Source organism: Tenacibaculum sp. TB-53, assembly GCF_059716285.2.
This window is the reverse complement of sequence record NZ_CM202790.1, coordinates 390244-404881: the sequence shown is the minus strand read 5'-3', so window position 1 is coordinate 404881 and position 14638 is coordinate 390244. Positions and strand designations below refer to the sequence as shown.

The 14638-nt window shown below is 30.7% G+C and carries 10 protein-coding genes; 2 read left to right on the top strand and 8 right to left on the bottom strand.

What is annotated here, in order from left to right:
- Position 1: 1 nt before the first annotated feature.
- The 3 genes from menD to AC3VJB_RS01850 all read right to left on the bottom strand — a co-directional run bounded on the left by menD (position 2) and on the right by AC3VJB_RS01850 (position 3326).
- A complete protein-coding gene (gene menD / locus AC3VJB_RS01860) occupies positions 2-1681 on the bottom strand; it encodes a 2-succinyl-5-enolpyruvyl-6-hydroxy-3-cyclohexene-1-carboxylic-acid synthase (RefSeq protein WP_437824179.1) in 1680 nt (559 codons plus the stop codon).
- Positions 1682-1746: 65 nt separating this feature from the next.
- Positions 1747-2400 carry a fructose-6-phosphate aldolase gene (gene fsa, locus AC3VJB_RS01855; protein WP_047790625.1) on the bottom strand — a complete coding sequence of 218 codons (654 nt, stop codon included), beginning with the start codon at positions 2398-2400 and terminating at the stop codon, positions 1747-1749.
- Between the two features lie 125 nt (positions 2401-2525).
- Positions 2526-3326: an SDR family oxidoreductase gene (locus tag AC3VJB_RS01850; RefSeq protein ID WP_437824177.1), complete on the bottom strand. Its 801-nt coding sequence runs from the start codon at positions 3324-3326 to the stop codon at positions 2526-2528.
- 91 nt (positions 3327-3417) lie between these two features.
- On the opposite strand from AC3VJB_RS01850, the gene AC3VJB_RS01845 reads away from it, so the two are divergent.
- Positions 3418-5088: a M1 family metallopeptidase gene (locus AC3VJB_RS01845; protein ID WP_437824175.1), complete on the top strand. Its 1671-nt coding sequence runs from the start codon at positions 3418-3420 to the stop codon at positions 5086-5088.
- A gap of 23 nt (positions 5089-5111) precedes the next feature.
- On the top strand, positions 5112-5540 hold the full coding sequence (locus tag AC3VJB_RS01840; protein WP_497650699.1) for a hypothetical protein: 429 nt from the start codon (positions 5112-5114) through the stop codon (positions 5538-5540).
- A gap of 34 nt (positions 5541-5574) precedes the next feature.
- Here AC3VJB_RS01840 and AC3VJB_RS01835 read toward each other — a convergent pair whose 3' ends face one another.
- The 5 genes from AC3VJB_RS01835 to AC3VJB_RS01815 all read right to left on the bottom strand — a co-directional run bounded on the left by AC3VJB_RS01835 (position 5575) and on the right by AC3VJB_RS01815 (position 14584).
- Positions 5575-7419, bottom strand: a complete 1845-nt coding sequence (locus AC3VJB_RS01835; RefSeq protein WP_497666675.1) for a DUF349 domain-containing protein — start codon at positions 7417-7419, stop codon at positions 5575-5577.
- Between the two features lie 86 nt (positions 7420-7505).
- Positions 7506-8267, bottom strand: coding sequence for a shikimate dehydrogenase family protein (locus tag AC3VJB_RS01830; RefSeq protein WP_239180367.1), 762 nt, complete (start codon positions 8265-8267; stop codon positions 7506-7508).
- The gene (locus AC3VJB_RS01825) at positions 8248-9255 is read right to left on the bottom strand and encodes a DUF368 domain-containing protein (protein WP_073183416.1); all 1008 of its coding nucleotides are present in this window, start codon (positions 9253-9255) and stop codon (positions 8248-8250) included. The genes AC3VJB_RS01830 and AC3VJB_RS01825 overlap by 20 nt, the downstream gene beginning before the upstream one ends.
- A gap of 33 nt (positions 9256-9288) precedes the next feature.
- Complete coding sequence (locus AC3VJB_RS01820) at positions 9289-10212, bottom strand: polyprenyl-phosphate transporter (RefSeq protein ID WP_047790619.1); 924 nt, start codon at positions 10210-10212, stop codon at positions 9289-9291.
- 13 nt (positions 10213-10225) lie between these two features.
- The gene (locus AC3VJB_RS01815; RefSeq protein ID WP_520980977.1) at positions 10226-14584 is read right to left on the bottom strand and encodes a translocation/assembly module TamB domain-containing protein; all 4359 of its coding nucleotides are present in this window, start codon (positions 14582-14584) and stop codon (positions 10226-10228) included.
- Between the last annotated feature and the right edge of the window lie 54 nt (positions 14585-14638).

Below are 14638 nucleotides of genomic sequence, written 5' to 3'. Positions count from 1 at the left end.
TTTATAAGTTTTTAAAATAGTTTTTTAAAACTACGTCATTTATTTCTTTTGGAGTAAAAACCTCCATTATTTTTGGCTGATCCGATTCTTCATAAAACGAAATCAAACTATTTTGCAAGCTCTTTAAGTCTTTTGTTTGAACATATTCAAAACCATACATTTTTGATAAATACTCTGCAGTTAAATCATGCGGTGTTTCAAAGTACTCCGTAGCATTTGTTGTTAATGGCCCCGGGATATATCTAAAAATACCACCTCCTGCATTGTTTAAAATAATAATTCTAAAATTCTTCGGAATATTTGTGTTCCACAATGCATTGCTGTCGTAAAAGAAACTTAAATCTCCTGTTATAAATATTGTTTGATTTTTTGAGGCATATGCTGCTCCTACAGCTGTACTTGTACTTCCATCAATCCCGCTTGTTCCTCTATTACAAAATACTTTTAGCGTAGAGTTTACATCAAACAATTGTGAATATCGAATAATTGAGCTGTTACTTATTTGTACTTGCGAATTATCTGGGATACTTTCTAAAATAACTTCAAAAGATTTTAAATCTGAATATTCGCAATCTTTCAAATACTCTTCGTGTTTTACAGCTCTTTGTTCTTTTTCTTGTAACCATGTTTGTTGATAATTACTTTCAACATTTTTCTTTTCCTTAGAAAGACTTGTTAACAAGGTTACAGGTTTTACTTGTAAAAATTCTGACAAACAGTGATACGTATCCATCGCCTTTAACTCATCAACATGCCAGTGATGTTTTGGCTGTAATTTTCGTAAAAACTGTTTAATTCTTTTAGAAATTACCATTCCTCCTAAAGTGAGTAATACTTCAGGTTGCAACTCTTTATACCCGTCTTCAGTTAACTTAGAGATTAATTTATCTATGTTATTGATAAACTTAGAATTGTATATATTTGAGGTAGTTTCTGTTAACACTAAAACAGAAGTATCTTCTGCATATACATTCAATATTTTTTGAAGCTCAACATCAGGAAAATGACTTCCTACCAAAATCATTTTTTTGACTGAAGAGTTCCAAATAGAAGCTATTTTTTCTAAATCAAAAGATTTCTCGACTGCGCTCGAAATGACATTCATCTTTTCAAAAGATTGCTTCACTTTGTTCGCAATGACCGAATCTGATTTTTCAAGTGTTTCATATAAAGGTTCATCAAATGGAACGTTTATATGAACTGGTCCTTTTTGAGTGATTGAAGTTTGTAATGCCTCAATTAATAAACTGATATTATTTTTTAACTGACTTTCTTCTTCAATCAAATTAGCTGAGAATAAAATATGGTTCTTAAACACATTCTCTTGACGAATGGTTTGTCCATCACCAATATCAATCAGGTGCTTGGGTCTGTCTGCTGAAATTACAACTAGCGGAATATTGCTATAAAAAGCTTCTGCTATCGCAGGATAATAATTCAACAAAGCAGAACCTGACGAACATACAATGGCAACAGGTTTTTGCTTTTGTTGTGCTATTCCCATAGCAAAAAAGGCAGCACAACGCTCATCTACCACACTTAATGTTTCTATTTCTGGATGATTTGAAAATCCGACAGTAAGTGGTGCATTACGAGAGCCTGGAGAAATTACAACGGTATCAATATCAAATTGATTACATGCTGAAACTACTAATTGTGCGAGTTCTTTTTTTGGGTACATATCTTTTAAAAAATGAGATTCCCGCTTTCGCGGGAATGACAAAATACTAAAGCCAACTTCGTTGGTTAGTTTCCTTTTTTATAATCTGCTAAAAATTTTGCTAAACCAATATCTGTTAAAGGGTGTTTTAACAACCCTTCAATTGCACTTAAAGGCCCTGTCATAACATCAGCCCCAATTTTAGCACAATCAATCACATGCATTGTATGACGTACAGATGCTGCTAAAATCTCAGTATCAAACGCATAATTATCAAATATCTGACGAATTTCAGCTATTAGATTTAAACCATCTGTAGAAATATCATCTAAGCGACCAATAAATGGCGATACATATGTTGCTCCTGCTTTTGCTGCTAACAATGCTTGACCAGCTGAAAACACTAAAGTTACATTGGTTTTAATTCCTTTATCAGAAAAATATTTACACGCTTTTATTCCATCTTTAATCATAGGTAGTTTCACTACTATTTGAGGGTTTAAAGCAGCTAACGCTTCTCCTTCCTTTACCATACCATCAAAATCAGTAGAAATTACCTCAGCAGAAACATCTCCTTCTACAATTTGACAAATTGCTTTGTAATGATTGATAATATTCCCCTCTCCTGTTATTCCTTCTTTAGCCATTAACGATGGATTTGTTGTTACCCCGTCTAAAATACCTAAAGCTTGTGCTTCTCTTATTTGATCTAAGTTAGCTGTATCAATAAAAAATTTCATCTGTATATTTATTATGTAGTTGTGTTCTAATTCTTGAGTTTTGCGAGTTCAACTCTCTATAAAAACAACATATAAAACAATGTTTTATACCTTGATTTTTCTTTAATTACTAATCTTCTGCGAATTTACAATTTATAATGATTCATTAGTAATTTTTCATAAATTTTATCAGGCAAAATTCTTTTTAATATAATTGAAAATTTCTCCATAAATCCACCAACTTTATAGTGAATTTTTGGGTTCTTGTTTTCTATGATTTTATAGATTGCTTCTGCCATTAGTATTGGATCTGCACCAGAATCAACATGAGCATCCATCAAGGCTAAGTTTTCAGCATATTTTTCTTTGTAAGCAGAATCTTCAAAAACAGGTGTATGGTATCTTCCTGCTGCAATATTCGTAGCAAAATCTCCCGGAGCTACATTAACAACCTTAATACCGAAACTTTTCACCTCCATACTTAACGCTTCTGTTACCAACTCTAACGCCCCTTTACTTGCAGAATAAATTCCTCTAAAAGGTAACCCCATGTATCCTGCTATTGAAGTTGTGTTAATAATCGTTCCCAGTTGCTGTTTTCTCATATGAGGCAACACTTCTTTAACAACATCAATTACCCCAAAAAAATTTGTATTAAAATTATCTTTCATTTCTTGTGTAGGTGTATCCTCAATTGGACCAGTAATTCCTTTTCCTGCATTGTTTATCAACACATCAATCTTTCCTTCAGCAGTGATTACTTCTTCTACAGCTTTCTTTATTGATTCTTGGTCAGTTACATCTAATACTACCATTTGAAATGGAGTAGTTACTTTTTGTGGATTTCTACTTGTTCCGTAAACTTTAAACCCTTTATCGTGTAAATAGGTAGCTATTGATTTTCCTATTCCTGAAGAAGCTCCTGTAATGAAAACTGTTTTTGACATTGTTCTTATTTTAAGCAAATATCTTAAAGTTAGCTTCAATAAAAAAACTTTAAAACTTATCTTAGCATTTTATCTTACAAGAACAAATACCATGTATAAAAAAACGTTTTCTTTATCTGTTTTTATGACATCTTTAGCAATTTTAGTTGCTGGATGTTCTTCTTCAACCGCTCAAAAAAGCACCTCTTTATTTTCAAAAAATAAAACGTTTACACGTCAAGATTCTTTACGTGGTTCTATTACGCCTGAAAGATCTTGGTGGGACTTAACATATTATCACCTTAACGTAACCGTTAATCCTGACAAAAAGTTTATTAAAGGAAAAAATACTGTACAATATAAAGTTTTAAAACCTTATCAAGTTTTACAAATAGATTTACAACCTCCTTTAAAAATTACCAAAGCGACTCAAAACAATAAAGAACTAAAAGTTATTTCTGAAGGAAATGCGCATTTTATTCAACTACAATCTCCTCAAAAGAAAGGAACTGTAAACTCTGTTGATGTATATTATGAAGGTAAACCTAAAGAAGCGATTAGAGCTCCTTGGGATGGTGGTTTTTCTTGGAAAAAAGACAGTAATGGAAATCACTTTGTTGCTACTTCTTGTCAAGGGTTAGGAGCTAGTGTTTGGTGGCCAAATAAAGATCATATGTATGATGAGGTAGATAGTATGGCAATTAGTGTTCGTGTACCTAAAAATTTAATGGATGTTTCTAATGGACGTTTACGTAATATTGAAAAACACAATGACGATACAACTACTTATCATTGGTTTGTTGATAATCCTATCAACAACTACGGAGTTAATGTAAACATTGGAGATTATGTACATTTTTCTGAAAAATACCAAGGTGAAGGTGGAGCGTTAGATATGAATTATTATGTGTTACGTGACAATCTTAAAAAAGCCAAAAAGCAATTTAAAGACGCTCCCAAGATGATGAAAGCTTTTGAACACTGGTTTGGTAAATATCCTTTTTATGAAGATGGCTTTAAACTAGTAGAAGTTCCATATTTAGGAATGGAGCATCAAAGTTCTGTTACCTATGGAAATCAATATAAAAACGGGTATTTAGGTAGAGATTTATCTGGAACTGGTTGGGGACTAAAATTCGACTTTATTATTATTCACGAAGCTGGTCATGAATGGTTTGCTAATAATATTACCAATGTAGATATTGCTGATATGTGGATTCACGAAAGCTTTACAGCTTACTCTGAAAACTTATTTTTAGATTATTACTATGGTAAAAAAGCTTCTGCTGAATATGTTATAGGAACACGAAGTTCTATTCAAAATGATATTCCTATAATTGGAAATTATAATGTTAATGATGAAGGTTCTGGAGACATGTATTATAAAGGGGCTAATATGCTTCATACAATTCGTCAACTAGTTAATGATGATGAAAAATGGCGTCAAATTTTACGTGGTTTGAATGCTGATTTTTATCATAAAACAGTAACTACTCAAGAAATCGAAAAGTACATGATTGAAAAATCTGGTATTGATTTAAGTAAAGTATTCGATCAATATTTACGTACAGTGAAGATTCCAGAGCTGGAGTATACTATTGAAAACAACACCTTAAAATATCGTTGGAATAATGTTGTTGGAGGTTTTAATATGCCTATAAAAGTAACTGTTGATGGAAAAGATGAATTACTAAAACCTTCTGATAATTGGCAAACAAAAACTATTAAAGGAGACTCAATTGAGGTTGACAAAAACTTTTATGTAAACTCAAAACCTCTATAAAGCAACTGTATTTTATCTTTTTCATGATTAAAAAGCTTTTAAAAAACGTTATCCTAAACCCTAAAAAGTTGTTTTTAATAGATGGTTTTGGAGCTTTTTTATCTGCTTTTTTACTGGGTGTTGTGTTAGTAAAGTTTGAAAGCACCATAGGAATTCCTCCTTCTAGTCTGTATTTTCTAACTGTTTTTCCTTTGATCTTTACTATGTATGATTTTTACTGTTACCGAAAAAACCACAATAATCTTAGATGTTTTTTAAAAGGAATTGCAGTTGTAAACCTACTATATTGCTGTCTTTCTATTGGAGTAGCATTTCTTCATAGAAAAACTATTACTAACTTAGGATGGACTTATATTATCGTTGAAGTCTTTATTATTACCATTCTATCAAATTTTGAACTCAAAGTAGCCAAACAACTTACTAAAAAAACAAATAAAAAACTCGAACCTTAAAAGGCTCGAGTTTTTAATGATTATTATATTGTTTTTAATAATCTAATCTTTTTAAGTAGTCTAGTTTTTCTTGCCAAAGATCTAACTGGTCTTTAAATTCTTGGATTCCTTTACGTACATTTTGTACTAAAGGATTATCTTCTGTAGCGTTTGAAATAAAGCTTAAATTGTTTTCTAACTGTTGCATTTCTCGTACAGTTTCATCTATTTTTTTTCTAATAAAGAACTGTTCACTATCTAATTTTCTATAGTCTTCTTGTGCTAAATATGTATCTACAACGCCTTTAAACTTCATCATTTCAATATCAATTCTGCTCATATCCAATTTATCGAGATGTGCATCCATTGCTTTGTTGAATTTTTCATCCAAATAACGTGCATTTCTTGGCAATGCTCCTAGTGCTCTCCAATCTGCTAAGGCTTTTTCTACATCTTCTTCGGTAGAAATTTCAGCAACTTTAATTTGCTCTACAAATTCTTTCTTAGCCTCTACTACTACTAATTGTTCTTTATTTTCTTCATTCTTATGGGCGTGTAATCTATCAAAATAGTAATTACAAGCATTTTTGAATTTTTTCCAGATATCGTCAGAAAATTTTCTAGGCACATGTCCTATTTTTTTCCAATCTGCTTGAATACGCTTCATAGTATTGGTAGTTTCACTCCAGTCTTCACTATCTTTTAAGCTTTCTGCAAGCTCTACCAATTCCATTTTCTTCCTTAAGTTCTCGTTTTGTGCACTTTTTTCATGCTTGTAAAATGCATTTTTAGCTGAGTTAAACTTTTTAGTTGCTGCTTTAAACTCTTGCCAAACAGCTTCGCTCTTACTGTAAGGTAATTTTCCTATGTCAAAGTATTTTTTTCGTAGTTTTTCTATTTCTACAATACTTTTTTGCCAGTCGTTGTGTGTTTTATTACTTGATGTATCGTACGCATTTATTTCTGCTGCAACAGCTAGTTTTGCATCAATCATTTCTTGATGCTTTGACTTTAATTCTCTGTAATGCTGATGACGTCTGTCATGAATTTTTTTAGTTGCTTCACTAAACCTTCCCCAAACATCTTCTCTATGTTCTCTTGACACAGGTCCTACATCTTCTTTCCACATACGATGTAATTCTTGTAACTCTTTAAAAGCTACATTAACGTCTTCTACATCATTTAAAGCTTCTGCTCTTTCAATTAGTCGTAGTTTTTCTTCAAGGTTATGTTTAAAATCTAACTCTCTAAAGTCTTTATTTAAATGTAGTAAATCGTAAAAACGTTCTACATGATGATGATATGTTCTCCAGGTATCATTATACTTTGTTTTAGACACAGCTCCAACACTTTTCCAACGATTTTGAATTTCTTGAAAATCATTATACATCGTTTTTGGGTCAGCATCTTTAATTAAAGTCTTTAACTCTTCAATTAAATTATTTCGTCTCTCTAAGTTTTCTTTTAATTGTTTTTCTAATTGAGAATAGTAAGCATCACGCTTGGATTTATATTCACCTAATAACTTATTGTATTCTGTTTTTGTTGGACTAGAGAATTGAAAATCTATAGAATTTCCTCCATCTGCCAAAAACGCCTCTTTCTTCTTTGCTAATAAAGCCCCAAACTTTGAGTTAAACGCTGTTTTAATAGCATCTACATTTGATTTTAATTGTTGAATTGGATGGCTTTTTAGTAATTTTTTTAATTCATCTACCAACTTTTCTAGCTCCATCGAAGCATAATCAAGCATAGGTATTTCGTGCTTTTCATCTGCTTTTTCAGATTCATTGGCTACTTCATTTTCAACTTCATTAACTGCATTTTCAGTTTCCCTACTAACCTTTGATTGCTCTTCTGTGATTGGCTTTTCTACTTTCTCTTCGTTGTTTTCTAACATATCTACAATGTTTAAGTTCCTTTGATTTAGATTATAAAGATAAGGATTCTTAGAGAATAGCAAATTTTATTTTAGTTTTTAAAATTTTAGCTATTATTCCATATTTTCCAAGCTTTTTCTGCTTGTAGCTCTAACATCTCTAATCCATTTTTTATAGTTGCTCCCTGCTCTTTACCTTTACGTAAAAAAGTAGTTTCTGACGGATTATATATTAAATCGTATAATAAATGTTTATCTGATAAAAATTTATATGGAATATCTGGACAGTTCTCTACGTTTGGATGTGTACCTAACGGTGTACAATTTACAATTATATAATGTGATTCTATAAGTTCTTTACCTATATCTTGATAGGAGATTTGCTTTTTTCCTTCAGGAGTTCTAGATACATATTTATATTTCACTCCTAAGCTTTCAAATACATAGGCTACAGCCTTAGATGCCCCACCTGTTCCCAATATCAAGGCTCTTTTATGATATTTCTTTACTAATGGTTTTAATGATTTTTTAAACCCATACACATCAGTATTATATCCTTTTAATCTCCCTTTCTTGGTTATTTTAATAGTATTAACTGCTCCTACTTTTAGAGCTTTCTTGTCTATTCTATCTAAAAAATTAAAAACATCTAACTTATATGGAATCGTAACATTCATTCCTTTTAAGCGTTTTTTATTTTCTTTTATTTTTTCAGGTAGTTCATGTATTGATTGAATATCAAAATTGATATACTCATGATTTTTTAAATCTAATTTTTCAAATTTTTCGGTAAAATATCCGCGAGAAAATGAGTACGAAATGTTCTTTCCTACTAAAGCATATAAATGCTTATTTTCTTTTTTGGTCATAAAAATCAATAATTAGTATTAATGCAATTCCAATAATAATGAATCCTATAGAAACCCATGTTTCTTGATTGTTAAAATTGGGTATAAATCTCTGGTAATTTTCTATAATTTTGTTCCCACTCTGATCAAGCAAAAACACACCTGCTTCTTTTTTATAAATAGTTTCTTTCCATGGCCAAACAACACCTAATGACCCAGTAATAAAACCTATAATAATTGCTGTTACAATTTCATGCCATCTTTTTAAAACATACCCTAAAACATGTGAAATAGACACAAGCCCAAAAGCTGAACCTGCTGTAAAAACTCCTATAATTTTTAAGTAACGAACTTTTACTTGATCATTCAGTACTTCAAAGTTTCCAGACAATAGATTTGTAATTACATTGCCTAATACATTTACACTGTCTACTAACAACAAAACATAGTTTCCTAATAATATAAGAATAAATGAGCCTGAAAGTCCTGGTAATGTCATTCCTGAAACTCCTATAATACCACATAAGAAGACAAACCAAAGATTATCATTTTCTGTAGCGGGTGTCATAAAACTAATAGAGATTCCAACTGATGCTCCAATAAATAGTCCTAAAACTGTTTTAAGTTTCCATTCTCCAAAATCTTTCGATATATAATAAATAGAGCCTATAATCATTCCAAAAAACCATGACCATACATACAGTTCGTAATTTTTCAAGAAATAATCTAAAATAAGAGATACACTGAAGTAGCTGAACATACTTCCTGCCATTACCCAAACTAAAAATTGTAAATTGGTATAGGTTGCAAAACTTTTAAAACGTCCATTAAACAACAGTTTAAAAGCTTTACCATTGATTCTTTGAAAAGTATAAATAAGCTCTTCATAAAACCCCATTACAAAAGCTACCATGCCCCCTGAGACTCCTGGTACCTTGTTGGCTCCTCCCATTATCAAGCCTTTTAAAAAAAGGGTTATTTTTTGTGATAGCGTGCGCTCTTTATACATGCGGTTTGATTAGAACGCTAAGTTAGTTATTTTCTAGTGCTTTTTTACTGCTAATTTTTCTAGCAATAAAATAAGTGCAAAACCAATTAAGGCTAAGATTATTGCATACATTAATTGTGGATTTCCATCGTAGGAAAATGGTGAAATAGATAACTCATTAAAAGGGATTTGTTCTCCGTGTGAATTGGTTCTGTATGTCAATACTTTCTTCCAAGGCCAAATTTTGTTTAATGACCCTATTATAAACCCTGTTAAGACAACGAGAGTATGGTTTTTATAGTTTTCAAACAGATACTTTAAAACTCTTGAAAAAAGTAATAAACCTACAATCGCTCCTAAACCAACAACTGTTATAGTTGTTAAATCACGGTTGTTTACGGCTGCTAATACTGGTTTATAGGCTCCTAATAACACTAGTATAAAAGATCCTGATATACCTGGTAAAATCATAGCGCAAATTGCTATTGCCCCTGCTAAAAACATAAATGACATTGAAGAGTTTTCTGAAACCAACGGATTTAGCGTTGTGATGTAATAAGCTAATATAGCTCCCAACATTAGTAAAATTCCTGAAGCGAGATTCCATTGAGTAACTTGTTTTGCTATGTAAATAACACTTGCTAATACTAACCCAAAGAAAAAAGACCATACTAAAACTGGATGGTGCATTAATAACCAAGAAATCATTTTTGCTAACGAAACGATACTAATAAAAATTCCAACAAAAAGAGTTACTAAAAAGTTACCATTTACTTGTTTCCAAGCTGATTTAAAACCTTCTTTTTTTAAAGTTTTAAGTAACTTTAAGTTAATATTACTAATAGAACCTAGTAGTTCTTCATAAATTCCTGAAATAAATGCAATGGTACCTCCTGAAACACCTGGAACCACATCAGCAGCTCCCATAGCAATTCCCTTTAACATGATTACGAAGTAATCTTTAATAGTTCTATTCATAAAAATAGTTTGGTTATTTTTTCTCTTTTGATTTAAAATTTATCAATCCTTTTTTCTTTGGTTTTAAGGTATCTTTTTTTACTTCTTTCTTCTTTTCTTTTTTATTTAACCCTAATTTTTTCCCCAAGTCACGTAAATTATTAAAGTTAACTTGATAAGAAATCCCTACCCCTTGTGTATATCCTTCTTCTTCTGTGGAATATTGCACTTCATTTTGGCGATTAAATACTGTACCTCTTAAATTACCTTCTTCATTTAAAAGGACCTCTACTTTTACTTCTCCCACTACACTGGTTTGTGTATTAGCTCCAACAGGAACTCCTACTTTACCATTAACCAATACCCTATCACTTAATTGCGTTGATACAGATACATCTACTTGATCGTCTGAATTAAGGTTGTCTACATCTCCTCTATCTCCTTGTGTATAACCTACTCCTAACTGAAATTTATTTCCATCGCTATTTAACATATTTGTCAAAATTCCTGAAGCTATTTCTGAAGCTGTTCCTGTAATTCCTGAACTTGCACTACTTCCAATAGCATCTGGATTATAAAATGTACCGAAGGCTAACAAAAATGAAAAGTGCTGCATTTTAGTGTTTAAGTCATTCTCATTTAAAATAAATTCTAACTCAGAACTTACTGTTGAGTTTGCATTTGGTATTTTAATATCAAACTCTTGTTTTGAACTAAATAGACCTCCTGTAATTTTGGTGTATAAATCAATTGGAATCTTACGATTTGAATTAATATTATCTAATAACTGTGCTGGGTTTGCTTTGGTTCTATATACTGCTGTTATATCTAAATCGGCTTCATAAGGATCTCCATTCCAAGAAATAGTTCCTCCTTTTTGTACAATAAAGGGTTTTGTTATTCCTGCATACTTAAAATTATAAAAACCATTATCTACCGTAAAGTCTCCAAACATATTAAACTTACCTCGTGTATCAATATCAATTCTAAGGTTTCCTTCTCCACTTCCTTTTAACTCACTTCCAGAAACTTTATCTATTACAACTTGTGCTACAGCATCTTTTGTTACGGCTAGATTAAGTCTTAAGTCAAGACCTTTAATATCTCCAATAACTTTTCCTTTAGTTCCTTCTTCTTCTTCTCCTGTTTTAAATCTAATTAACTTGTAATTATCTATCGTTTTAACATCACTTAATGGAATTACAAATAAAGTTCCTTTGTTTGTTTTTCCGTTAACCTCAATATCTAAAAAGCTAGTAAGCCCTCTAATTTTAGCTTCTCCATTTAAAAAACCTGTTCCATAATACTGAGATTCTTCAGTTTCTTGTGTGTCTAAAATCAGTAAATTTTGTGTATTGATATCAAAATTTAAAAACCAATCTTTAAAGTTTTGATGTACAATACTCCCAGATAAACCTCCTTGTGTAAGATACTTTGTATCCTCTAAGATTATGTCTTTTAGTATAAATTCTTGTTTGTCTAAAACAACACTTGTATTTCCTTTAAGATCAAAATCTACATTTAAATACGGAAAAGCTAATCCTGCATTTTCAAAATTTAAAACTCCTTTAAAATCAGGATTTCTTAAATAACCTGTTGCTGTAAAATCTCCTGTTACTTTTCCTCTTAGTTTAGACAATACATCTTCTCCTAATGGACTGAAAGCAGCAATATCATATTCTTTCAAGTAAATATCTAAATCTATAATTGGCCTATCCTTTGAAAAATCAATTCCACCAGTAGCAGATATGTTTTTTGCATTTTTATTTTCTAGAGATAGATTAACATTGTATTTTTCATAAGAATTATCTCCCGTAACATTTAACGCCAAATTTCCTTGCGAATAATTATTAATGTCAAAATTCTCTATGTATAAATTACCAACTGGAGCTATCGTTTCATTTTCTTGTTTAAATGCTAATTGTCCATTTAATTTACCATCTAATTTTAAACTATCGATAGGGGGTAAAAAGCTAGCTAATTTAACTTTATTAAAATCTGCTTGAAAATCTTTGTAAGTACTATCTCTTAAAACTCCTTTGAAATCGATTCTTTGTTCTCCCGATTTCAAAATAAATGGGCTGATTGTAAATTCATCTTTTTGTAAATCAAATGTTACTTTGTTATTTTTATCATCATTGGGATTTACTTCCCAATCAAACCCCTTGTAATATAGCTTCGATTTTTGAATTCCTACTACGGATTTTTGAAGTTCATTGATTGTATAGAAAAAATCTAAACTAAAACTTTCTTCATAATTTTTTCCTCCTTTAAAAACAGACTTAAAGAATAGCGTATCATTTTTGGTACGGTTTAACAAGTTTAATTTCTCAATGTTATAATATTTTGTATTCACCTTATTTGCAGTTAAGTGAGTACTATAAAGCGGGTTTTTATTATCTAATCTTAACACCACTCCTTCTATTATATTTTTATACGCGTTTATTTCTGGAGATTCAAACGTTAGTTTTAATGAGTTTTTATCTGAATTAATACGTCCTTTTAATCGTGTATTCTTTCCTATAGAAATATTTGGTAAAAAAACATCTATAATTTGATTATAAATTGTAAAGTCAAAATCTAAAAACTGATTTGGCGCTACTTCATGCGGACGATAGTTTGTATACACACTACCTAAAGCATTTTGAGTAATTGGTAACAGCTCTTCGAAAGAAAATTTACCTTTAAGAGATCCTTTTACAATATCTGATGAATTTACTTCAATAGTTTTTATGCTATCTTTTACTGATGAATTTACCTCAAAACTCTTAAATGGGTAGCTTTGTTTTTGATTTGTATAAATTAAGTTTTTGAACGTTGCTTTACCAATAATATCATCAAACGTATTTCCTGAAATATTTAAATTAATATTCCCTTTTAATTCAGAAATACTATCACGGGTAAACAAATTTGTCTTTTTTAAATCAATTCTATCAACATCAGCGATAAAATCAAATTTGTTAATCTCTGATGAAAAATCTGCTAGCCCTTCAAATTTCAACTTAAAGTTATCATCATCCGCATTAAGTAAACCGTCAAACTTTTTATTCTGAAACTGTCCATTTACTTGTAAGTTTTTGTATTCATACTCATTAAAAAACAAACTACTTACTTTTCCTATTATTATGGTGTTTACATTATCTACATTAAACCCACTCCCATTAACATCCGCTTTTAATGAAACAGTTCCTAATACAGGATCATTAGCAAAGACTCCAAGATCAAAATTTTTAAACTCTACCTCTCCTGTATACTCAGATTTATCAATATTATCAATATTGGTTAATTGAAGATCAGAAATTGCGGTTCCAATTTCTGATTTTACTGATACTGTAGCGTCCATTTGTTGTGGAGTTACTCTTACTATTCCATCCAAAGTAAAATTTCCTAGTCTTTGAAATTCTGTTGGCAATGTTCTTCCTAATAAATTTGGTAGTACATTTCTTAGTTGATAATAATTTGCTGTAAGATTATCTAAGTCCGCATCAAATACAAAACCCCTACTAGTTTTAACTGCGTTAACAAACCCCATGTCTCCAATAATTCTCATACCTCCTTTTGAGTGTACTCTTACATTACTAGCACTAAAATTGTTCAAAACACCATCAATATCTCCACTTATATAAAGAAAATCATGTCCGCCAATTTCACTATATAGTTTGTTTAAATCTCTTACAGAGACTACACTTTCTTGAAATTTAGCCTTTATCCTAACTTTATCATTAAAGTTTACAAAATCTTTGCGATTATAGGTAAATTTAACTTCTGCTTGCAATTTTGTGTCATTGTCTGTTGCTAAAATTGTATTACTAAAATCCATAAAGGATTTTGTATATGTAAAATCGGTAGCTAGGTTTGATACATTTACTCCCCTGTTTTCAGTAAAGTACATGTTTCTTATTTTCATAGAAACATCAGGGCCTATAATAGAAAAATCATTTAATTCAGCTCCTGCTTTATACGCTGCAAATTCAAGAGGGTCTTGTTTATTTTCATCCATTAACTTAAAAGTTAAATCATCTAAAGAAATTTTATCACTTTTAAGAACAAACGGTGCAGCTAAACTATCTTTAGGTTTTCCGTCTTCAAAACTATCTATAAAAATAGACATATTATCATTCTTTTCACCTTTATATGTTTTCATATAAAAATGAACGCCACTTAAAGAAGCTTCTCCTAAATCTACTTGATTTTCTAATATACGTTTAGCATTTTGTAAAGAAGTAGTTAGATTATTCACAAATATTAAAGTGTCTTTGTGGTGGTCTCTAATCTCAATTTCTTTTAACTGGACACTTCCCAACCAAGACAAATCAATTTTTTTTACAACTATATTAGTATTAAATTCTTTATTCATCCAATTAGTTGCTTGTTTAGCAAGTTGACTTTGCACAAAAGGGAGAGATAGTAAAATAAAAAGCAAGAGTAAAAAAAGTACTGTATACTT

Excerpts from the sequence above, each read along its gene's own strand:
- menD (WP_437824179.1), bottom strand. The coding sequence starts at position 1,681 with ATGTACCCAAAAAAAGAACTCGCACAATTAGTAGTTTCAGCATGTAAT.
- fsa (WP_047790625.1), bottom strand. The coding sequence starts at position 2,400 with ATGAAATTTTTTATTGATACAGCTAACTTAGATCAAATAAGAGAAGCA.
- AC3VJB_RS01850 (WP_437824177.1), bottom strand. The coding sequence starts at position 3,326 with ATGTCAAAAACAGTTTTCATTACAGGAGCTTCTTCAGGAATAGGAAAA.
- AC3VJB_RS01845 (WP_437824175.1), top strand. The coding sequence starts at position 3,418 with ATGTATAAAAAAACGTTTTCTTTATCTGTTTTTATGACATCTTTAGCA.
- AC3VJB_RS01840 (WP_497650699.1), top strand. The coding sequence starts at position 5,112 with ATGATTAAAAAGCTTTTAAAAAACGTTATCCTAAACCCTAAAAAGTTG.
- AC3VJB_RS01835 (WP_497666675.1), bottom strand. The coding sequence starts at position 7,419 with ATGTTAGAAAACAACGAAGAGAAAGTAGAAAAGCCAATCACAGAAGAG.
- AC3VJB_RS01830 (WP_239180367.1), bottom strand. The coding sequence starts at position 8,267 with ATGACCAAAAAAGAAAATAAGCATTTATATGCTTTAGTAGGAAAGAAC.
- AC3VJB_RS01825 (WP_073183416.1), bottom strand. The coding sequence starts at position 9,255 with ATGTATAAAGAGCGCACGCTATCACAAAAAATAACCCTTTTTTTAAAA.
- AC3VJB_RS01820 (WP_047790619.1), bottom strand. The coding sequence starts at position 10,212 with ATGAATAGAACTATTAAAGATTACTTCGTAATCATGTTAAAGGGAATT.